General features: G+C 47.5%; 19 protein-coding genes. 8 read left to right on the top strand and 11 right to left on the bottom strand.

Annotated features, from left to right (window positions below):
- Positions 1-452 precede the first annotated feature (452 nt).
- On the top strand, positions 453-986 hold the full coding sequence (locus J3369_RS21945; RefSeq protein WP_303572571.1) for a gamma carbonic anhydrase family protein: 534 nt from the start codon (positions 453-455) through the stop codon (positions 984-986).
- A gap of 14 nt (positions 987-1,000) precedes the next feature.
- Here the strand turns inward: J3369_RS21945 and aroE are convergent, their stop codons facing one another.
- Positions 1,001-1,810 carry a shikimate dehydrogenase gene (aroE, locus tag J3369_RS21940; protein WP_349591038.1) on the bottom strand — a complete coding sequence of 270 codons (810 nt, stop codon included), beginning with the start codon at positions 1,808-1,810 and terminating at the stop codon, positions 1,001-1,003.
- On the opposite strand from aroE, the gene J3369_RS21935 reads away from it, so the two are divergent.
- Complete coding sequence (locus J3369_RS21935) at positions 1,809-2,243, top strand: group II truncated hemoglobin (protein WP_303572569.1); 435 nt, start codon at positions 1,809-1,811, stop codon at positions 2,241-2,243. The two genes, aroE and J3369_RS21935, sit on opposite strands and share 2 nt — an antisense overlap.
- A gap of 68 nt (positions 2,244-2,311) precedes the next feature.
- On the opposite strand, the gene J3369_RS21930 is transcribed toward J3369_RS21935, so the two are convergent.
- The 7 genes from J3369_RS21930 to J3369_RS21900 form a co-directional block, all read right to left on the bottom strand.
- Positions 2,312-2,986, bottom strand: coding sequence for an OmpW/AlkL family protein (locus J3369_RS21930; RefSeq protein WP_349591034.1), 675 nt, complete (start codon positions 2,984-2,986; stop codon positions 2,312-2,314).
- A 145-nt stretch (positions 2,987-3,131) separates the two neighbouring features.
- A complete protein-coding gene (gene hemF / locus J3369_RS21925; RefSeq protein WP_502877488.1) occupies positions 3,132-4,055 on the bottom strand; it encodes an oxygen-dependent coproporphyrinogen oxidase in 924 nt (307 codons plus the stop codon).
- A 3-nt stretch (positions 4,056-4,058) separates the two neighbouring features.
- Positions 4,059-4,619, bottom strand: a complete 561-nt coding sequence (gene tsaC, locus J3369_RS21920) for an L-threonylcarbamoyladenylate synthase type 1 TsaC (protein WP_303572568.1) — start codon at positions 4,617-4,619, stop codon at positions 4,059-4,061.
- On the bottom strand, positions 4,612-5,169 hold the full coding sequence (locus J3369_RS21915) for a DNA topoisomerase family protein (protein ID WP_119499444.1): 558 nt from the start codon (positions 5,167-5,169) through the stop codon (positions 4,612-4,614). The genes tsaC and J3369_RS21915 overlap by 8 nt, the downstream gene beginning before the upstream one ends.
- A gap of 67 nt (positions 5,170-5,236) precedes the next feature.
- Entirely contained in the window at positions 5,237-5,713 is a 477-nt protein-coding gene (locus J3369_RS21910; protein WP_119499443.1) for a DUF494 family protein, read from the bottom strand.
- A 3-nt stretch (positions 5,714-5,716) separates the two neighbouring features.
- On the bottom strand, positions 5,717-6,853 hold the full coding sequence (gene dprA / locus J3369_RS21905) for a DNA-processing protein DprA (RefSeq protein WP_349591030.1): 1,137 nt from the start codon (positions 6,851-6,853) through the stop codon (positions 5,717-5,719).
- 36 nt (positions 6,854-6,889) lie between these two features.
- On the bottom strand, positions 6,890-7,975 hold the full coding sequence (locus tag J3369_RS21900) for a LysM peptidoglycan-binding domain-containing protein (protein ID WP_349591028.1): 1,086 nt from the start codon (positions 7,973-7,975) through the stop codon (positions 6,890-6,892).
- 190 nt (positions 7,976-8,165) lie between these two features.
- Here J3369_RS21900 and def point away from each other — a divergent pair, with 190 nt between their 5' ends.
- The 4 genes from def to trkA are packed head-to-tail and all read left to right on the top strand — an operon-like array spanning position 8,166 to position 12,373.
- Complete coding sequence (gene def / locus J3369_RS21895; RefSeq protein WP_303572565.1) at positions 8,166-8,675, top strand: peptide deformylase; 510 nt, start codon at positions 8,166-8,168, stop codon at positions 8,673-8,675.
- An 8-nt stretch (positions 8,676-8,683) separates the two neighbouring features.
- On the top strand, positions 8,684-9,640 hold the full coding sequence (gene fmt / locus J3369_RS21890) for a methionyl-tRNA formyltransferase (protein ID WP_349591024.1): 957 nt from the start codon (positions 8,684-8,686) through the stop codon (positions 9,638-9,640).
- Positions 9,640-10,968, top strand: a complete 1,329-nt coding sequence (gene rsmB / locus J3369_RS21885) for a 16S rRNA (cytosine(967)-C(5))-methyltransferase RsmB (RefSeq protein ID WP_349591022.1) — start codon at positions 9,640-9,642, stop codon at positions 10,966-10,968. Before fmt ends, rsmB begins: the two co-directional genes overlap by 1 nt.
- Positions 10,969-10,993: 25 nt before the next feature.
- A complete protein-coding gene (trkA, locus tag J3369_RS21880; RefSeq protein ID WP_119499439.1) occupies positions 10,994-12,373 on the top strand; it encodes a Trk system potassium transporter TrkA in 1,380 nt (459 codons plus the stop codon).
- Between the two features lie 47 nt (positions 12,374-12,420).
- Here the strand turns inward: trkA and J3369_RS21875 are convergent, their stop codons facing one another.
- Both J3369_RS21875 and elbB read right to left on the bottom strand, forming a co-directional pair.
- Positions 12,421-13,872, bottom strand: a complete 1,452-nt coding sequence (locus J3369_RS21875) for a TrkH family potassium uptake protein (protein WP_119499438.1) — start codon at positions 13,870-13,872, stop codon at positions 12,421-12,423.
- 136 nt (positions 13,873-14,008) lie between these two features.
- The gene (gene elbB / locus J3369_RS21870) at positions 14,009-14,662 is read right to left on the bottom strand and encodes an isoprenoid biosynthesis glyoxalase ElbB (protein WP_349591021.1); all 654 of its coding nucleotides are present in this window, start codon (positions 14,660-14,662) and stop codon (positions 14,009-14,011) included.
- A 435-nt stretch (positions 14,663-15,097) separates the two neighbouring features.
- Between elbB and polA the strand changes: the two genes are divergently transcribed.
- Positions 15,098-17,875, top strand: coding sequence for a DNA polymerase I (polA, locus tag J3369_RS21865; protein ID WP_349591128.1), 2,778 nt, complete (start codon positions 15,098-15,100; stop codon positions 17,873-17,875).
- 405 nt (positions 17,876-18,280) lie between these two features.
- Here the strand turns inward: polA and yihA are convergent, their stop codons facing one another.
- Entirely contained in the window at positions 18,281-18,892 is a 612-nt protein-coding gene (yihA, locus tag J3369_RS21860) for a ribosome biogenesis GTP-binding protein YihA/YsxC (protein ID WP_349591019.1), read from the bottom strand.
- A gap of 175 nt (positions 18,893-19,067) precedes the next feature.
- Here yihA and J3369_RS21855 point away from each other — a divergent pair, with 175 nt between their 5' ends.
- On the top strand, positions 19,068-19,691 hold the full coding sequence (locus J3369_RS21855) for a c-type cytochrome (protein WP_119499435.1): 624 nt from the start codon (positions 19,068-19,070) through the stop codon (positions 19,689-19,691).
- The last annotated feature ends 41 nt before the right edge of the window (positions 19,692-19,732 follow it).

The raw sequence follows: 19,732 nt of genomic DNA, 5'->3' as shown, positions 1-19,732 counted from the left end.
ACTCTTCAATTAAATATATCGAAAAACTTTTATGAATCGTCGGTTGACACTCTTAACGAGTGCCCACACAGATTGTCTTGTTATAAATTTTTAAAGAACAATTGCTAACCTCGGCTAGCTGCTTCAGTGTTTCTCCCTGAAGCGGGACGCGCATTCTACGCGTTTCGTTTTCAGTGTCAACATCTTTTTGAAATTAATTTCGAAGAGTTGCTTCTGAAAACTGCTTATTGAATTCAGCTCTAAGCCTTATTCTATAAGCACTTCGTGGTGTCTGTCAGTGACGTTCCCCGTCGAAGTGGTGCGCATTATAGGGAGTTCAGTTCGCACGTCAACGGTTATTTTCAAAAAACTGAAACAATTCATCTGAACGCTTATTTCTTATACTTTCACGCCTATAAAGCGAGCGATCACACGGGTATAGTACCGTTATTATTGATTATGAGAGCTTTACTATGCCTGTCAGAAAGTACAATTCTGTTTCCCCTTCTATTGCTGATAACTGTTATATCGATGATTCAAGCGTGCTTGTCGGAGATATCGCTATAGGATCAGATTCAAGTATATGGCCACTGGTTGCAGCCAGAGGCGATGTTAATTATATAAAGATAGGCGACCGCACAAATGTTCAGGACGGTTCAGTGCTTCACGTCACCAGGAAATCTGCCGGTAATCCTGAAGGTAACCCACTAATTATTGGTGATGATGTAACTATAGGACATAAATGCATGCTTCACGGATGCACACTGGGCAACCGTATACTCGTCGGTATGGGTGCCATTGTGATGGATGGTGCTGTTGTAGAAGATGATGTATTTATCGGAGCAGGTACATTAGTCCCGCCAAACAAGCGCCTTGAGAGTGGCTACTTATATGTAGGCAATCCAATGGTGAAAAAGCGACCGCTCAAAGAGAGTGAACAGGCCTTTCTTAAGATATCGGCAGACAACTACGTCCGGCTGAAAGATGAATACCTTGCACAAGGCTGACTCTGAACTACCGCTTAAGGACGAAGTTTCTGAATAACACCGGCAGTCTCCGGTGTTTTACCCGTCCAGATGGTGAATGCTGCAGCTGCCTGTTCCACCAGCATACCAAATCCGTCTTTGGTTCCTGCAGCCCCTTTCTCAGCAGCATACTGCATAAAGCGTGTTGGCTGACTACTGTAAACCATGTCGTAAGCCAACTCGCACTTACCGAACATACTTTCAGACACGACCGGCAGATCGCCCGTCAAACTCGCTGACGTGCAATTAATAATAATATGGGCTTCAACGCTGACGAGCTCGTCAGCCGTTATCGCTTCAAACTTAGGGTTTGCTATATCTGACACAATCGCCTGGGCTTTGGCAAAAGTACGGTTAGCAATAAATAATGATTCCGGATTTTCTCTCAGTAATGGCCCTGCTACACCGCGGGTAGCGCCACCGGCACCAATAAGTAAAATACGCTTACCGCTTAAACTGCCTGTTGTACTGAGTAAGTCCGCAACCAGTCCCATACCGTCAGTCGTATAACCATTCAGGCAGCCGTTTACTTTATGCAGGGTATTAACGGCTTTTGCAGTTGCCGCCTCTTCATTACAATTTGCTTCACTTAATTTAAACGCTCTTTCCTTGAACGGGACTGTAACATTGCATCCCACAGCCCGCTCATCAGCAAAGAAATTCGTAACTGTATCTTCGAAACCTTCAATGGGCGCTTCAATCTTTTCATATTGAATGGTCTCCCCGGTTAAATCAGCAAACATATGATGAATTGCAGGTGATAAACTCTGAGAAATCGGGTTTCCAAATACAGCGAATTTTTTCATGGGTCTCTTTAGCTTATTAAACAAATCAAAGAAAACGTCTTCAGACACAACCCCCTCCACACCCTATGAAGCAATCGGGGGAGAAGAAACGGTAAAACTTATTGCCCACCGATTCTATGACATCATGGAACAAGATCCTATGGCTGAAGAGTTACTTGCAATACATCCGCAACCAATGGACAGAATAAGACATGTCTTTTTTCTTTATCTAACCATGTGGCTTGGTGGTCCCAATGAGTTTGAAAAGCAATTTGGTCATCCCCGCTTGCGTGCCAGACACCTTGGCTTTGCTGTGACACCGGTACTGAAGCGTCAATGGATGTATTGCATGCGAAAGGCGATGTTGCAATCGGTTCACGATATTACTCTTGCAGAGAAGTTACTGGAAGCGCTGGATCAACTCGCAGAACATATGATTAATACGGAACAATAAAAAAGCCCTCCGGATAAGGAGGGCAAAAGGCAAGTGCGAAAAACGCATGGAAACTAAATGTCAGATGATCAGAATGTGTAACCCACAGAGATAGTGTAAACCCAGGGATCAATTTGAATATCATTCACGCTTCCCTGTGCTTCACCCACATTGAAGGTGGCTTCGGTATCAATATCAATCCACCGTACTGACGCATTAATGTGCCAGTCGTTATTCAGCATGTAATCCGCACCGATTTGTGCAGAAACACCAAAAGAGTTATCCAGTTCTAAATCTGTCAGTCCTGCATCCCCGTTAGCTGAAGTAAATTCCTCGTCAAAAATGAATGTATAGTTCAAACCCGCACCGATATAAGGCTGAAACACTGCCGCGGGATCATTGAAGTAGTAATTAACGGTTAATGTAGGGGGCAGGTGTGTAACTTCTCCCAGCTTATCACCAGTCCCAAGAGGGTCAGACACACCAAAACTGACGTCATGGGTGAATGGTGTTGCTGCGAGTAATTCGATATTGATGTTGTCGGTTATAAAATATGCAATATTCAGACCCAGTTGCGTATCGTTATCAACCGACAAATCTACGCCTAAATCTGCACCGCCGGCAATAATGGTGGATGTTTCGTCGTCAGGTGCAACCGTTGTAAGACCGCCACGTACAACCCAGTCGCCTTTTTCATATGCTTGAGCGGCAGGAGCAGCAATGAGGGCTGCGAGGATAACAGTAGCCAGAGTGGTTGTTTTCATTTCGATTCTCTCGTGTGTTTAACGTTGATGTGCGTACTGTACGCCTCAGGAGAATCAAAATGTTGATCTGGAACAACAGAAAAAAATGGTTTTAAAATCAGCTTCCTGACCATTGATCTGAATCAATAGTCAGGAAAGGAAGAACTTACCAGTCTGTGGGTTTCAGCCAGTTAGCCAACTTCGCTTCAGCGCTGCCTGCGGGCGCTTCGAAGCCATATTCCCAGCGGGCAAGGGGCGGCATGGACATCAGAATGGACTCTGTACGGCCACCGGTTTGTAACCCGAACAACGTGCCGCGGTCATACACCAGATTGAACTCGACATAACGCCCGCGACGATAAAGCTGAAACTGCCGTTCACGTTCTGAGTAAGACATGCCTTTACGGCGTTCAACGACCGGAACATATGCGTCCAGATAGCCATTACCTACTGACTGCATAAATTCGAAGCTTTTATCAAATCCCCATTCATTCAGGTCATCAAAAAAGAGACCGCCTACGCCACGGGTTTCGTCACGATGTTTCAGATAAAAATAGTCATCACACCATTTCTTATATCTGGCATAAATGTCATCACCAAAAGGAGCACAGCACTTTTTAGCGGTGTCGTGCCAGTGCTGAACATCTTCTTTAAAGGGATAGAACGGCGTGAGGTCAAAGCCACCACCAAACCACCAGATGGGCGTTTCTCCCGGCTTTTCAGCAATAAAAAAACGCACATTAGCATGAGAGGTGGGCACATAGGGGTTGTGAGGATGAATAACCAGAGACACCCCCATTGCCTGAAAACTTCTGCCGGCCAGCTCAGGTCGTGATGCAGTTGCAGAAGCCGGCATGGCTCCGCCGAACACGTGACTGAAATTCACACCGCCCTGCTCTATCACCGCGCCGTTTTTAAGCACTCTTGAGCGGCCACCGCCACCCAGTTCTCTTTCCCAACTGTCTTCTACGAACTGACCTTTGCCATCAACCAGCTCGAGTGTCTGACAAATGTTATCCTGCAAGGCCAGCAGGAAAGCTTTAACTTTTTCTATTGCCTTGTTTGTGTCATCAATATTCATTGTTTGCATTATTTAATCTCTGATCACACGGCCGGAATCGCAATCACGGATTGTACTGGGCCTTTCCAGTCCCCCCACATCGCCGTCAATATAGATAACACTGTCTGCAAAATAAGCCCTGGCTTCATCCTGAGTTCTTGCAGGTTCTTCACCGGAAGGATTGGCGCTGGTAGAAACCAGAGGCTTGCCCAGCTTTTCACACAACGCTTTCACTACCGGATGTGTTGTCACCCGAACTGCTATTTTTTCGTGAGAACCTGTGATCCAACCGGGCGCTGTTTTGGACTTCGGCAAAAGCCAGGTATTCGGCCCCGGCCATGATGAGAAAATTTGCGCTCTGCGATCAGGCGGAACAGCATTATCACTAACGTAAGGCAGCAAACGGGAATAGGTATCAGCAATCAGGATCATGCCTTTTTCAACCGGACGTTGCTTCAGTTGTAATAGTTTGTGAACCGCCAGCTCGTTATCAGGGTCGCACCCTATCCCCATTACCGCTTCGGTGGGATAAACAATTAACGCTCCCTGTTCAAACGCTTCTTTTACAGGGTCAATCTGTTGTTCATTACTCATTTTCGGGCTCTGCCTGATAATCGCATTTAACCTGCGGGCAGCACACTTTGCCTTTTTTGTTGATCAAAAGGCCCCAGCCACAATCTGGACAGCTACCCGGAACGGGCGGGAAATTTACCACATACTTGCATTGAGGATAATGATTACACGCATAAAACCGCTTTCCGTATTTATTTGTGCGCTCAATGATGTGTCCGGTATTACATTGGGGACAAGTGATCTGCGTGTCCTCCTGCTGTTTTACCGGCTCAATATGATGACATTCAGGAAAATTTGTACAGCCGATAAACATACCGTAGCGGCCTTTTTTAATGGCCATTGTACTACCGCAGTCGGGACACACCGTACCGGCGATTTCTTTTAACGTTGTGGTTTGTTGATCGTGTAACGGCTTACTGAAATGACATTCAGGATAAGCGGTACACCCAAGGAAAGGGCCACTCTTGCTATTTCGGATTTGAAGATGACTGCCGCATTCCGGGCAGTCACCGAAGGCGTGCTCAAGCGCATGCTCATGAGCACTGAATAAGGAATGATCTATTTTTGACATGAACCCCTGATACCTTAGAGCACAAATTCAGGAGGCATCCCGGGGACCATGCCGGTACTACTCCTGATTAATGCAGCGTACCATCAGATTCTTCAAACAGAAGATCTTCCATCTGTGCATACGCATTCTCTTTACCGGGCACGTTGAATAACACCATCAACACGACCCATTTTAAATCTTCAAGACAGAACTCAGGAGAGTCTATTTCCATCACTCTGTCGATAACCATTTCACGTGTAGACGCGTCGAGTACACCAACCTGCTCTAAAAACAGCAGGAATCCCTGGCACTCCACATCCAGACGCATTTGCTCTTCCTGGGTATAAATGCGGCTGACGCCAGATGATATACGCTGACAGAAATACGGCTTATTGTCCGTTTCCTGGAGCGCAGCCAGTTTCTCCAGCCATGCTAACGCCTTATAGATTTCATCATGATGAAAGCCAGCGCGTATTAACTCATCCGTCAGTTCGTCCTGATCGACGCGGATTTCCGTTTCGCTATGAATGAAGTTCTCAAACAGATACATGAGGATGTCGAACATGGTTTATTTCCCCCTCAATTTGACGTAACCACCGGAAACGGGGGTTACGAGACCACGCAGTTCATATTCTAATAATGCCGCCATAACCGCTGATACAGGCAGTGCGCTGCGTTCGGCAATGATGTCAACGCCAGTTACATCAAAGTCCACACTATCTAATAATTTATCGGTTGCCAAGTTTTGATCTTCACTTTTTTGTTGTTGCTCAGCTGCGGCAGCAACGGGCGATCTGGCAAGATGGTTAAATTCCTCCAGGATGTGGTCTACAGTTACCACAAGTTTAGCACCTTGCTGAATAAGTGCATGACAACCTTCTGTCTGCACATTTGCGATATTGCCCGGCACAGCGAACACTTCGCGTCCCAGATCTGCGGCCAGATTGGCAGTTATCAAGGTACCACTCTTTATTGTTGCTTCGACCACCAGCGTACCGGCTGAAATGGCAGCGATTAAGCGGTTTCTGCCAGGAAAGTGATGACGCTTCGGTGGTGTACCGGGTGAAAACTCAGACACGAGTAATCCGTTATGACTGACGATTTCTTCTGCCAGATGAATGTTCCGGCGGGGATAGATAACATCCGGCCCGCTTCCCAGAAAGGCTACCGTTCTGCCCTCAATGGCATTAGCAGCCTTATGGGCTGCTGCATCAATTCCGCTGGCAAGCCCGCTGGTCACAGTGACGCCGGCAGCAGCCAGTTGTGATGCAAATAAAGCAGCAGTTGAAAGACCTGCCCGGGTAGCCATTCTGCTGCCGACAACCGCAATTTGCGGATCGCCGAGACGTGAAGTATTCCCTCTGGCAAACAAGAGTAATGGCGGTGATGTCAAACTGCTGAACCCTGATGGCCAGTCCGGCATATCCCGGGTGATGATCTGATTTGCCGGGTCTCTTTCCAGCCAGCGATAAGCCTGATTGAGAAGCTTGTCGTTTGCAGATGTCCGTAACTGGCGAATCTGCGCCAGCTGTTCAGAAGTAAGAGGAAGGTGTGGATTTGTCATCCACTCATCGGAATGGAGAAAGGCGCAGGCTGAAATGCTGTATTTATTGAGTAGCGCATTCCATTTCGCTGTAGTCATGGCCGGCACTGATGCCAGTGTCAGCCATGAATGTATTGAAGTATTTTGATTGTTTTTCCGCATACCGCAGCCCCTCAGCTACGGTATGGGTTATCCCGGTTAAGGATTAGCGACAATAGCACCCGTCTTTACCAGTTCTCTGGCACGGGTAATGATGCCGTAGCTGGCTCTATCAAATGTTTTGAAAATGACGATTTCGCCGATTTTAATGGCCGGCTGATGCACCGTGCTGCCATCGTTAAACACGCTGTACATGGCATTATTTTCGCCAGCGTATTTGGGTAATTCACCGTCAATAATATCTGGCCCCTGAGAATAAAGTCCCATCACAGTACCGGGAGACACTTGCTCAGAACCTAAATCCACAATGACCACATCGTCTTTACCCAGCAACTGATGCTGATGAAGGTTCCCTACCACAAAACCCCGCTGTTCAGGCGTTGCTGCCTGCAGCACGAGATCCTGCCGGTCTGTGAAATCTCCGTCATACAGCCGGTCGCCACGGGCTGCCTCAAAGTTTGATTTGGTGACTTTGACCAGCCACTGGAACGGCACGGTATCGTCAATCATATTGGCATCAGCAACATGATGAACTTGAATCCCGAGGATCTCTCCGTCCAGGTTTTCAATAGTAGATTGTCTGCGGACTACACGATACTGATCTGAAGATCGGCCGTAACTCCTGCTGATCACTAAATCATCGGTGACGAAACGGATATCGCCGGTTTGATTACCGAGAATATGGGGCAGCTTTTCATAGACCTCTTCATCCAGTAATTCATTTTGATTGATGTAAGGAGCAATAACGGACCATGGCAACATACTGATGGGGTCAGGCTTATTTTGTTTACGCAGGGACGGGCCAAGGGTGATGTGTTTTTTATCCCGCTGAACTACCAGTACCGGCTGACCGTCGACAATACGTATTACAAGAACGTCGCCGGGGTAAATCAAATGAGGATTGATAATTTGGGTATTGTTACGCCACAGCTCCGGCCATAACCAGGGCTTGTCCAGAAACAGGCTGGCAATATCCCATAACGTATCATTGCGTTTCACTGTATAGGTTTGCGGGGCATCTTCTTTTAGCGTGACTGCCTGAGCTAACCCGGTAAGGCAGCTTAAGATCACTGTCACTGCGGTCAGGGCAGCGGTAAAGCGCTTTTTTATCGATCCGGTTGTCATGTTTGCTCCAACCACTCCTGTTGAAATTTTCGACATTGACTCTATATCGGCCATGTATCCGCTATTTCCAGCAAAAAACTGCACGGCAGTTACCGTTATACGATAGAATAGTATCAGAAACCAATGTGTAAATAGCGCTGGCTATTGGATCGTATATTAATTCATACACGCAAGCGAAGCAGAACGACAGATGGCAATTTTAGACGTATTAAGTTTTCCTGACGAACGCCTACGCACCGTAGCGAAACCCGTTGAGTCAGTAGATGAAGAAATTAAGCAACTGATCTCGGACATGTTCGAAACCATGCGCGATGAGAAAGGCATCGGCCTTGCCGCCACGCAGGTAGACAGACATGTGCAGGTTGTAGTGATGGATGTATCTGAGAATCAGAATACGCCCAGAGTATTCGTGAACCCTGAAATCACAGCGAAAGACGGTTCCACCATCAGTGAGGAAGGCTGTTTATCGGTACCCGGTAATTACGCCAAAGTAGACCGTGCAGAACGGGTGACTGTTAAAGCACTGGACGGTGAAGGGAATCCTTTTGAGCTTGAAGCTGACGGTCTGCTGGCTATCTGTATTCAGCACGAACTGGATCATCTGAAAGGTAAATTGTTTATTGATTATCTGTCACCGCTGAAACGCCAGCGTATCCGGAAGAAGTTAGAAAAAGAAGCAAGACTGGCAGCTAAAGCCTAGGACTATTTGTGACCACACCACTACGAATCATTTTTGCCGGTACGCCGGATTTTGCTGCCGACCATTTACGCGCCCTGCTCAGTTCTGAGCATGAGATTATTGCTGTTTATACGCAACCTGACCGTCCTGCCGGACGGGGTAAAAAGCTGACGCCCAGCCCTGTAAAAGTATTGGCTGAAGAAAATGGCCTCAATGTTTATCAGCCTGCTTCTTTAAAAGCACAGGAAGCTCAGGAAACGCTGAATGAGTTGAACGCTGATGTGATGGTAGTAGTGGCTTATGGTTTGTTACTGCCGCAGGCTGTTCTGGATATGCCCCGCTCAGGCTGCATTAACGTACATGGTTCTATTTTACCGAAGTGGCGCGGAGCGGCACCTATTCAGCGCTCTTTGTGGGCAGGCGATGAAGAAACCGGCGTGACCATTATGCAAATGGATGTTGGCTTAGATACCGGCGATATGTTGCATATTGCCAGGCTGCCTATTGAACCGGAAGATACCAGTGCCACGCTCTACGATAAGCTTGCGAAGCTGGGACCTGAGGCTCTGGTTAACGTGCTGAACGATTTGGAAAGCTATACTGCAAAAGCAGAAAAGCAGGATGACAATCTGGCCTGCTACGCGAAGAAGCTCAGTAAAGAAGAGGCTCTTATCGACTGGCAGGACAGTGCAGAGCAAATTGAAAGAAACATCCGCGCGTTTAACCCCTGGCCGGTGGCGTGGATGCAAATAGGCAAGGATAACGTGAAAGTATGGTCTGCACATGTGAGCGACAATACTTCAACACAACAACCGGGCACAGTGGTAAGTGCCAGTAAACACGGTATCGTTATTGCCACTGCTACGAAAGATTTAATCATCACGCAACTACAAATTCCCGGCAAAAAAGCCTTGCCGGCAGGCGATGTTGTGAATGCACGGCAACAATGGTTTGTCGCCGGTAAACTGGTTGGCGGAGAAGCATAATGGCTTCAGGTCAGCCGGTTCCCCTTCCAAGACAAAAGAATTTACGCGCCGATACTGCCTGGGTAATTTTTCAGATCCTGGAAAACGGTAAATCCAGCAGAGAATGTCTTGCTAAAGTACAACGCCGGCATCACGGAAAAGATAACGCCTGGATTCAGGAAATGTCGCTGGGTGTCATGCGTCAACTACCAGTTCTGCAATTCTGGTTACGGGGATTACTTGATAAGCCTCTGAAAGGGAATAAGAAGATCCTGGAGCACCTGATGCTGCTTGGTCTCTATCAACTGGCTTTCAGCCGCGTATCATCTCACGCAGCAGTAAGCGAAACTGTGAATGCCGCTTCTTATTTGGGTGGTATGTCTTTAAAGGGACTGGTTAACGCTATCCTGCGCAACTTCGAACGTCAGGAGCTGGCAGATAAGCCGGTAGACGATCCCATTATTGCAAGCGGATTACCCAAGTGGCTATTTAAACGCATTCAGGATGCTTACCCGCAGGCTGCCGGCCGCATTATTGAACAAACCAATGATCAGGCGCCTATCTGGTTAAGGGTGAATACGTGCCAGGTTTCACGTGAAACCTTTTGTGATGCCCTGACTGAAATGAACATCCCGTTTGAAACGGTGGCTTCCCACCCTCAGGCGGTAAGACTTATCTCCCGCAGTGACATTACTGCACTGCCGGGTTACGACAAAGGCTGGTTTGCGGTGCAAGATGGCGCAGCTCAGCTTGCCGCACCTTACCTGGACCCGCAACCCGGTGAAACTATACTGGATTGTTGTGCTGCTCCGGGCGGCAAAACCGGTCATCTGTTTGAAGTTCAGCCTGAACTGGCCCGCTGCATTGCGATCGACAGCGATGCAATTCGCCTTGAGCGGGTAAGAGAGAATATGACGCGGTTAAAGCATCACCCTGAAATTAAAACCGGTGATGCATTGCGTCCTGATCAATGGTGGGACGGAAAATTATTCGATCGCATTCTGCTGGATGCGCCCTGCTCTGCAACCGGCGTTATCCGTCGTCATCCTGACATTCGCTGGCTGAGAAAGCCTGGTGATATTGCAGCACTTGGTGCATTGCAGTCGGAAATTCTCGATGTTATGTGGTCATTGTTGAAGCCGGGTGGCACCTTGCTGTACGCCACCTGTTCCATTCTGCCTGACGAGAACCGTGAACAAATAAAGCAATTCCTGGCGCGTACTACAGATGCGGAATTATCTGAGCTTTGTGAGGGTGAAAGCAGAGATTTCCCAGGCCGGCAGATAGCAACCGGTGAGGAACAAATGGATGGTTTCTATTACGCGAGACTGATAAAGTCTTCTCATTAAACTAGTAAGAGTCTGAATTACATCAATGAAAATCATCATTCTTGGCGCGGGACAGGTTGGCGGTACTCTGGCAGAAAACCTGGTTGGTGAAAAGAACGAGATCACTGTGATTGATTCAGATCCCACTATACTGCGAGCCCTCCAGGACCGCCTTGATCTTCAGGTAGTCGAAGGCGTGGGTTCCCACCCTGATATTCTCAAAAAAGCCGGCGCTGAAGACGCCGATATGCTGATCGCTGTTACAAACAGCGATGAAAGTAACATGCTTGCCTGTCAGGTTGCATACAGTCTGTTTAAAACCCCGACTAAAATTGCCCGCGTTCGCAGTGAGCAATACATCATTTATCAGGAACAGTTGTACCAGGAAAATAACATTCCTGTGGATCACATCATTGCGCCTGAGCAGTTGGTAACCACTGCAATTAAACGTCTTATTGATTATCCCGGTGCGCTTCAGGTTGTGGAATTTGCCGAAGGTAAAGCGAGCCTTGTTGCGGTTAAAGCTTACTATGGCGGTCTGCTGGTTGGACACGCCTTATCAGCCCTGAAAGAACATATGCCCAACGTGGAAACCCGTGTTGCGGCAATTTACCGTCGCGGCCGTCCAATCCGTCCGCTGGGCACGACGGTGATAGAGGCTGATGATGAAGTATTCTTCATTGCTGCCACTAAACATATCCGTGCGGTAATGAGTGAACTGCAGAAACTGGAATCCAGCTACAAGCGCATTATGATTGCCGGCGGCGGTCTTATCGGTGCTGGCCTGGCAAAACGTCTCGAGCACAAACACAACGTGAAGCTGATTGAATTCAGCCCTGAACGCGCTCAGTATCTATCTGCGAATCTGGATAAAACCATCGTATTTTGTGGTGATGCCTCTGATCCTGAATTGCTGAATGAAGAAAGTATTGATCAGGTGGATGCCTTCATTGCCGTCACCAACGATGATGAAGCAAACATCATGTCAGCGATGCTGGCTAAGCGTATGGGTGCACAAAAGGCCATGGTGCTTATCCAGCGCAGTGCTTATGTGGACCTGGTACAGGGAGGTGAAATTGATATTGCATTCTCTCCCCAACAGGCAACGATTTCCGCATTGCTTACCCATATTCGACGCGGTGATATCGTTAACGTATATTCTCTGCGCCGTGGTGCTGCAGAGGCCATAGAAGCCATTGCCCACGGTGACGAAAACACTTCAAAAGTGGTGGGCCGTGAAATTGGCAATATCAAATTACCGCCTGGCACAACTATCGGGGCTGTCGTCAGGGAAGACACTGTTATCATCGCTCACAGTGATACGAAGATAGAAGCCAACGATCACGTGATTCTTTTTCTGGTAGATAAGAAATACATCAATGATGTAGAGAAGCTTTTCCAGCCAAGCGCATTCTTCTTCGGCTGATAACAAGTGATATCTATCGATACCACGTTCCGCGCAGAGTGTTTGCGTCAGCTGCGCCAGAACGTAGGTGAAAACAATACCAGCAGTGAGAATACTTCCAGCCGTCCGAATACCATAGCCAGTACCAGCAGCCATTTACCGCCGTCACTCACCTCTGAATAAGTACCCGCTACGCTGCCCAGTCCGGGGCCCAGGTTATTCAACGATGCAGCGGTCGCCGTAAAAGCAGAAATGTTATCCAGACCCGTAGCAATCATACCAATCATGATCACCACAAACACAATGGCATAAGCAGAAAAGAATCCCCACACGGCCTCTACCACCCTGTCAGGCATCGCTCTTTCGCCCAGCTTTACCGAGTACACGGCTTTAGGATGAATGAGGCGGTCAACTTCACGTTTGCCCTGCAGGAACAGTAACAGTACCCGTACGACTTTCAGACCACCACCCGTTGAGGACGCACAGCCGCCGATAAAGCTGGAGAATATCAGCAAAATAGGCAGGAACGCCGGCCAGGATGAGAAGTCAGTAGTGGCAAAACCGGCAGTAGTACTGATAGACACCGCCTGAATCATAGCCTGATCCAACGCTTCCTCTGCAGAGGTGTAATAGCCGGATAAAGTAAGCACCAGAAAGCAAATCATGATCAGCGTAAACTGAATAAACAGAAATGCCTTAAATTCCGGATCCCGTAGATACCCTTTCAGGGAACGGGAACTTACTGCTGCGTAATGCAAAGAGAAATTCAGTGCCGCAATCAGCAGAAAGACAGAACAAATCACATTCACCATGGGACTGTCGAAATAGCCGAGGCTGGCATCATGGGTAGAGAAACCACCTATCGCGACGGTGGCGAAGGAATGGCATATTGCATCAAACCAGTCCATACCGGCCAGCCAGTAAGCCACCATGCAGGCAATGGTCAGCGATAAATAAATATACCAGAGATGCTTGGCAGTATCGGCAATACGGGGGGTCATCTTGGAGTCCTTCACAGGGCCCGGCGTTTCTGCCCGGTACAGCTGCATGCCCCCGACACCCAGAATTGGCAGGATAGCCACCGCCAGTACAATGATACCCATACCGCCCAGCCACTGTAATTGCTGACGATAGAATTGAATTGAATGGGGTAGAAACTCTATACCTTCTATCACGGTGGCGCCCGTGGTAGTGAGACCGGAAAAAGATTCAAAAAATGCGTCGGTCACGGTCATGCTGGGCTGTTCAAGCAAGATAAACGGAATCGCACCGAAGCTTGCCAGTACCGTCCAGAACAGGACTACGATAAGAAAGCCTTCTTTCGCACGCAGTTCTTTGCGGTGATAGCGGTTCGGATACCACATCATCATGCCCGTGCCCACACAAAGCAGGAATGCAATGATGAAAGGCAGGCCGCTTCCATCTTCGAACATCAGCGATATCAGTGCCGGTGGGATCATTGTCACGCTGAACAATGCAACAAGTAATCCGAGAATCCTTACGATTGCACGATAGTGCATGTGCCGTTGAACCTTATTGTTTTTTTACCCATGCCAGGCATGGTTGTGTGTACTACCCCAATAGCTGACATTATGCGGTGACAAAGGCGAAAGGGAAAGTCCCATTCGCCGATACTCCCCGCCTTGTCGGGAGGTTTTAATTCATTGCCAGTACAGTTTCGACCATTTTGTCGATCCCCGCCTTTGCTTCAAGGATGTCCCCGGCGAGCATATAAGCAGGCGTGGTTACCAATTTGGCGTCGGTATCAATTACAATCTCATCTACTGCACAGTCAACGTGAACAGCACCCAGTGCATTAATACCTGCGGCAGCACCTTCATCATTGCCAATGGTCACCTTACGCTGACTGCCATAAACAGCTGCTGCCAGTGCCGGAGCAATACAAGCGTAACCGGCCGGTTTGCCCGCCTCTGCAAATGCTCTGCATACAGTAAGTACATCTTCATTCACAGAGCAGTCTGCACCATCAACTGCAAATGTACACAGATTCTTGGCCGCACCAAAACCACCTGGCAAGATGATGGCGTCAAAGTTGTCAGGCTGACATTCGGTAACAGGTTTAATTTCCCCTCTGGCGATACGGGCAGATTCAACCAGCACATTACGCTGTTCGTTTTCAGCCACTTCACCGGTAAGATGATTAACCACATGCATTTGCATGACATCCGGTGCGAAACATTGATATTCAGCGCCATTGCTGCGAATCGCTAACAAAGTAATCACTGCTTCATGTAATTCAGTGCCGTCAAATACACCACTTCCACTTAAAATCACTGCTACTTTTTTCACGTTTCACTCTCCTTTGCTCTGCAAACCAGCCACAGCAGGCGTTATGCCATTTGCGATTAAAAAACAAACAAAAACTATACAAAAATTATCAAACTCTGCTGTCACTGTTTGTTATCAGTATGCTACATTAACTGACCAACTTGGTTAAACAACAAATTCTTAATTCACCAAGTTATCCACACTATCAGTGAAGAATTCGTCAAGGTAATGACATCTCTTCGAATTCCTGCAAAACCTTATATACAAAGATCTACGGATCTTTTTGCCGTATCAGATCTGCGTGCCCGATCCAACTTCATTTTAATTTGATCACAAAGTTATCCACAGGCGATCCACTTTTGTAGATCGGATACCTCTGCAGACGGTTATATGGCTTTAACAGGCGGCCTGTGGCATTCTGCTCACTTTATTAATGCCTGCGATTTAAGTTTCCTTATGTCTGAAAACAAAACTCCTCCCTTTATTCTGGTTGACGGATCTTCTTACCTGTTCCGCGCCTTCCATGGTTTACCTCCACTGACAAATTCTAAAGGTCAGGATACCGGTGCAATTTACGGTGTGATCAACATGCTGAGAAGTCTTATCCGCCAGTACAACCCCACTCACATGGCGGTAGTCTTCGATGCCAAAGGAAAAACCTTCCGCGACGACATGTATAAAGAATACAAGGCAAACCGTCCGCCAATGCCGGAAGAATTACGATCTCAGATTGCACCTTTGCATGACATTATCAGGGCAATGGGCTTGCCGATCATCGTGGAAGAAGGTGTAGAAGCCGATGATGTGATAGGGACCCTTTCACGTCAGGCCACCGAAAAAGGGATCGACACACTTATCAGTACAGGTGACAAAGATATGGCTCAGCTGGTCAATGAGCATGTCACGCTGATCAATACCATGAACAACCAGATCATGACGACTGAAGGTGTTAAAGAAAAATTCGGTATTCCTCCGGAGCTGGTTATTGATTTCCTGGCCCTTAAAGGGGACAAAGTTGATAACATTCCGGGCGTGCCGGGAGTGGGCGACAAAAGTGCACAGGCACTGCTGAACGGGATCGGTGGCATTAAAGCCATTTATGAGAATCTGGACGCTATCGCAGGCCTTTCATTCCGTGGCAGCAAAACCATGGCTGATAAGATGCGTGAGTATGAAGAGCAGGCGCGGTTATCTTATGATCTGGCGACAATAAAGCTGGATGTTGAGATGGATTTCCAGCCGGAAACGCTGGTGCCGTCGGAAGCTGATAACACAAAGCTTGCCGCCCTGTTTGCCGAATATGAGTTTAAGCGCTGGTTTTCTGAAGTCTCATCCGAATCAGCCGCAGAGGAATCTGCTACCAGCGCGGAAACTGACGAAAGTAACGGTGAAGACGACTCTCCTGCACTATCAGACATCGACAAAAGCAAATACGAAACCGTTACAGATAAAGCGGCTTTTGAAAACTGGCTGAAGAAGCTGGAACAGGCACCACTTTTTGCATTTGATACTGAGACCACCAGTCTCGATTATATGGAAGCTGAAATTGTTGGTGTATCTTTCAGTACGGCACCGGGAGAAGCCGCTTACGTACCGGTAGCACATGATTATCCTGATGCACCGGAGCAACTTGACCGTGATTACGTGCTTGGTGCATTAAAACCGTTGCTGGAGTCAGATTCGGTCAAAAAGGTTGGCCAGCATCTGAAGTACGACAAAAACGTCCTCGCCAACTACGACATCAATTTGCAGGGCATTGCTTTTGACACCATGCTTGAGTCTTATGTGCTTAACAGCACGGCAACCCGCCATGACATGGACTCACTGGCGATGGCGTACCTGAATCACAAAACAATCCACTTTGAAGAGATTGCCGGTAAGGGAGCGAAGCAACTTACCTTTAATCAGATTGATTTGAACGAAGCCGCGCCCTATGCCGCCGAAGATGCAGACGTTACTTTAAGGTTGCATAAAGAAATCTGGCGCCGGCTGGAACAGCACGAACCACTGAAAAATTTATTACTGGATGTCGAAGTGCCACTGGCCAGCGTACTGTCCAGGATGGAACAGTTGGGCGTGCTGATAGATTCACAAAAGCTGAATCAGCAAAGCCAGGATCTGGCTAAGCGTATAACTGAACTGGAAGCCAGTGTGCATGAAGCCGCGGGTGAAAAATTTAACTTAGGTTCAACTAAACAGCTGCAACAAATTCTGTTTGAGAAATTGTCTTTGCCTGTGATCAAGAAAACGCCCAAAGGCGCCCCGTCTACGTCGGAAGAGGTATTACAGGAATTAGCGCTGGACTACCCTATTCCTAAAATGATCATGGAATACCGTGGTCTGACAAAACTTAAAAATACTTACACAGACAAGCTGCCAAAGATGATCAATCACCGTACAGGCCGTGTGCATACGTCTTATCATCAGGCTGTCACCGCAACGGGACGGTTGTCTTCTACGGATCCTAACCTGCAGAACATCCCTATCCGTACTGAAGAAGGCCGCAGAGTACGGCAAGCGTTCGTGCCACGGGACGGTTATAAGATTGTCGCCGCGGATTACTCACAAATAGAGCTGCGTATTATGGCTCATCTTTCTGAAGATCAGGGTTTGCTTGATGCATTCTCGCAGGGCAAAGACATACATAAGGCCACCGCGTCTGAAGTATTTTCAGTGCCTCTTGAGGAAGTAACTGTAGATCAGCGCCGCAGCGCGAAAGCTATAAACTTCGGACTGATATACGGCATGTCAGCTTTTGGTTTGTCCAGACAACTGAATATTCCCCGCAACGACGCACAAAAATACATGGATTTGTATTTTGAACGTTATCCGGGCGTACTGCGTTATATGGATGAAACCCGTGAGCATGCGAAAGAAACCGGCTATGTTGAAACGGTATTCGGGCGCAGACTGTATCTGCCTGACATTAAAGCAAGTAACGGTGCCCGCCGGAAAGGTGCAGAACGTGCGGCAATCAATGCTCCTATGCAGGGTACAGCGGCTGACATCATCAAACTGGCAATGCTACGTGTTGATGAGTGGATCCAAAAAGAAGCCGCAAGTGATGTATTCATGATGATGCAGGTTCACGATGAACTGGTTTTTGAAATTAAAGAAGAAGTGGTGGAAGAACGCGTTGCCAGCATTGTAGCCCTGATGGAACAGGCTGCTGCCCTGTCTGTACCTTTACAGGTTGAAGCCGGCACGGGAGAAAATTGGGACGAGGCGCACTAAAACAGTAAGTAGATTACAGTATTTAGCGTATTTATCGTGACAATCACCGATATTTGGTAATTTTATTACAATTTCACTTGCCTTTTCAGCATTCTGTTGTACCCTAATGGATGTAGGGTACAGAGGTGAGAAAGCTGTTTTCAAACCTTTGCTTTAACCCCGGTAGTTTTACCGGGGTTTTTTTATGCCCGTAGAAAAGTCATTCCGAAAGCACTCAACCAATTGTTTTTATTGAAAAATAAAATTAATCTCAAAAAAACTTCTATTTTTCTTCAATTAATTTGAACTAACCGGCTTCAGGGACACTCTATATCTTCGGTTTTTATGTGTTTTCTCTCAGTCCTTTTCTCCCCGGCCACTTTGGTCGGGGATTTTTCTTTCAGGCACAAGAAATCCAGAAAACGCCTAAGCGTCCTCCTCCTCTTTCAATTCAAACCACTTATCCAGAACAGCAGCCGCTTCGCTGACACCAATCTTTGATAAAGACGAGAATGCCTGAACAGTAACATCCCCGTTAAAGGCAAGTGCCGCATCTCTGGCAAACATAAATGCTTCTTTTCGTTTACCAGATTTTAACTTATCCGCTTTGGTCAGAAGTGCGAGAACAGGTAACCCTGCATCGACTGCCCAATAAATAAGATCCTGATCGAGATCTTTAAACGGGTGACGGATATCCATCATGACGACCAGTCCCCGCAAGCTTTTCCGCTTTTGCAGATACTCACCCAGCGAGGCCTGCCACTTCTTCTTCATTGCAATAGGAACCTGCGCAAAGCCATAGCCCGGCAAGTCAACCAGCCTGCGGGTTTCATCAAGTTCGAAGATATTGATAAGCTGGGTCCGGCCCGGTGTTTTACTGGTCCTCGCCAGGTTCTTTTGTCTTGTCAGTGTATTTAACGCGCTTGATTTTCCGGCGTTTGAACGGCCGGCAAAGGCGACTTCTATGCCCTCATCCAGCTTTAGATGGCGGATATCAGGCGCGCTCATCAGAAACTTAGCTTTTGTGTAATACGACATGTTGAATATCCGTCTATACTTTGCATTTAATTTTAATTTATTTGACACCTGTCAGAAAACGGTTATAAAACCATAGTTTTATTATGGAATAGGTTTTTCTGGCGTGCTAAATGTGTAAAATACAATGATATCACGTATATCGTCGAAGCCGTTTGGTCCTTTGTAGAGATTAGTTATGAAAAAACTGTGTTTAGTTGTTTGTATGACGTTAGGTTTCACCACAAATGCCATGGCGGCAGGCGACCCTGAAGCCGGTAAAGCGAAATCGGCCGTGTGCGCAGCTTGCCACGGAATGGACGGTAACTCTATGATTCCTATGAATCCGAAGATCGCCGGCCAGCATGCAGGGTACCTTGAAAAACAACTAAAAGAGTTCAAACTGGCTTCTCAGACCGGTGGTCAGGAAGGTCGGAACAACGCAGTCATGAATGGTATGGCAGCACCTCTCTCCGAACAGGACATGGCTGACTTAGCCGCCTATTTTGCCTCTCAGGAAGCAAAAGCCGGCGAAACACCAGAAAATTATGTTGCTGCGGGTCAGGCTTTATATCGCGGCGGTGATGAGAAGCGTGGGATCCCCTCCTGCAGCGCATGTCACGGTCCTGATGGTAATGGCATGGGTCTGGCCGGGTTTCCGGATATCAGTGGTCAACATACCGATTACGTAGCCGCACAGCTGAAAGGTTTCAGAGCGGGTCAGCGCGCCAACGATATGAACGCAATGATGCGGGATATAGCGATGAAACTTACAGATGAAGATATCGAAATACTGTCAAACTACCTGGCAGGCCTGCACTAAGTACTTGTTATACAAAGCTTGTTAATTAATTGTAAAAATTG

Source organism: Alteromonas sp. NFXS44 (genome assembly GCF_040148705.1).
Classification (GTDB): domain Bacteria; phylum Pseudomonadota; class Gammaproteobacteria; order Enterobacterales; family Alteromonadaceae; genus Alteromonas.
The sequence above is the reverse complement of the archived record's forward strand: the minus strand, read 5'-3'. Positions and strand labels throughout refer to the sequence as shown.

Excerpts from the sequence above, each read along its gene's own strand:
- J3369_RS21945 (WP_303572571.1), top strand. The coding sequence starts at position 453 with ATGCCTGTCAGAAAGTACAATTCTGTTTCCCCTTCTATTGCTGATAAC.
- J3369_RS21935 (WP_303572569.1), top strand. The coding sequence starts at position 1,809 with ATGGGTCTCTTTAGCTTATTAAACAAATCAAAGAAAACGTCTTCAGAC.
- aroE (WP_349591038.1), bottom strand. The coding sequence starts at position 1,810 with ATGAAAAAATTCGCTGTATTTGGAAACCCGATTTCTCAGAGTTTATCA.
- J3369_RS21930 (WP_349591034.1), bottom strand. The coding sequence starts at position 2,986 with ATGAAAACAACCACTCTGGCTACTGTTATCCTCGCAGCCCTCATTGCT.
- hemF (WP_502877488.1), bottom strand. The coding sequence starts at position 4,055 with ATGCAAACAATGAATATTGATGACACAAACAAGGCAATAGAAAAAGTT.
- tsaC (WP_303572568.1), bottom strand. The coding sequence starts at position 4,619 with ATGAGTAATGAACAACAGATTGACCCTGTAAAAGAAGCGTTTGAACAG.
- J3369_RS21915 (WP_119499444.1), bottom strand. The coding sequence starts at position 5,169 with ATGTCAAAAATAGATCATTCCTTATTCAGTGCTCATGAGCATGCGCTT.
- J3369_RS21910 (WP_119499443.1), bottom strand. The coding sequence starts at position 5,713 with ATGTTCGACATCCTCATGTATCTGTTTGAGAACTTCATTCATAGCGAA.
- dprA (WP_349591030.1), bottom strand. The coding sequence starts at position 6,853 with ATGCGGAAAAACAATCAAAATACTTCAATACATTCATGGCTGACACTG.
- J3369_RS21900 (WP_349591028.1), bottom strand. The coding sequence starts at position 7,975 with ATGACAACCGGATCGATAAAAAAGCGCTTTACCGCTGCCCTGACCGCA.
- def (WP_303572565.1), top strand. The coding sequence starts at position 8,166 with ATGGCAATTTTAGACGTATTAAGTTTTCCTGACGAACGCCTACGCACC.
- rsmB (WP_349591022.1), top strand. The coding sequence starts at position 9,640 with ATGGCTTCAGGTCAGCCGGTTCCCCTTCCAAGACAAAAGAATTTACGC.
- trkA (WP_119499439.1), top strand. The coding sequence starts at position 10,994 with ATGAAAATCATCATTCTTGGCGCGGGACAGGTTGGCGGTACTCTGGCA.
- J3369_RS21875 (WP_119499438.1), bottom strand. The coding sequence starts at position 13,872 with ATGCACTATCGTGCAATCGTAAGGATTCTCGGATTACTTGTTGCATTG.
- polA (WP_349591128.1), top strand. The coding sequence starts at position 15,098 with ATGTCTGAAAACAAAACTCCTCCCTTTATTCTGGTTGACGGATCTTCT.
- yihA (WP_349591019.1), bottom strand. The coding sequence starts at position 18,892 with ATGTCGTATTACACAAAAGCTAAGTTTCTGATGAGCGCGCCTGATATC.
- J3369_RS21855 (WP_119499435.1), top strand. The coding sequence starts at position 19,068 with ATGAAAAAACTGTGTTTAGTTGTTTGTATGACGTTAGGTTTCACCACA.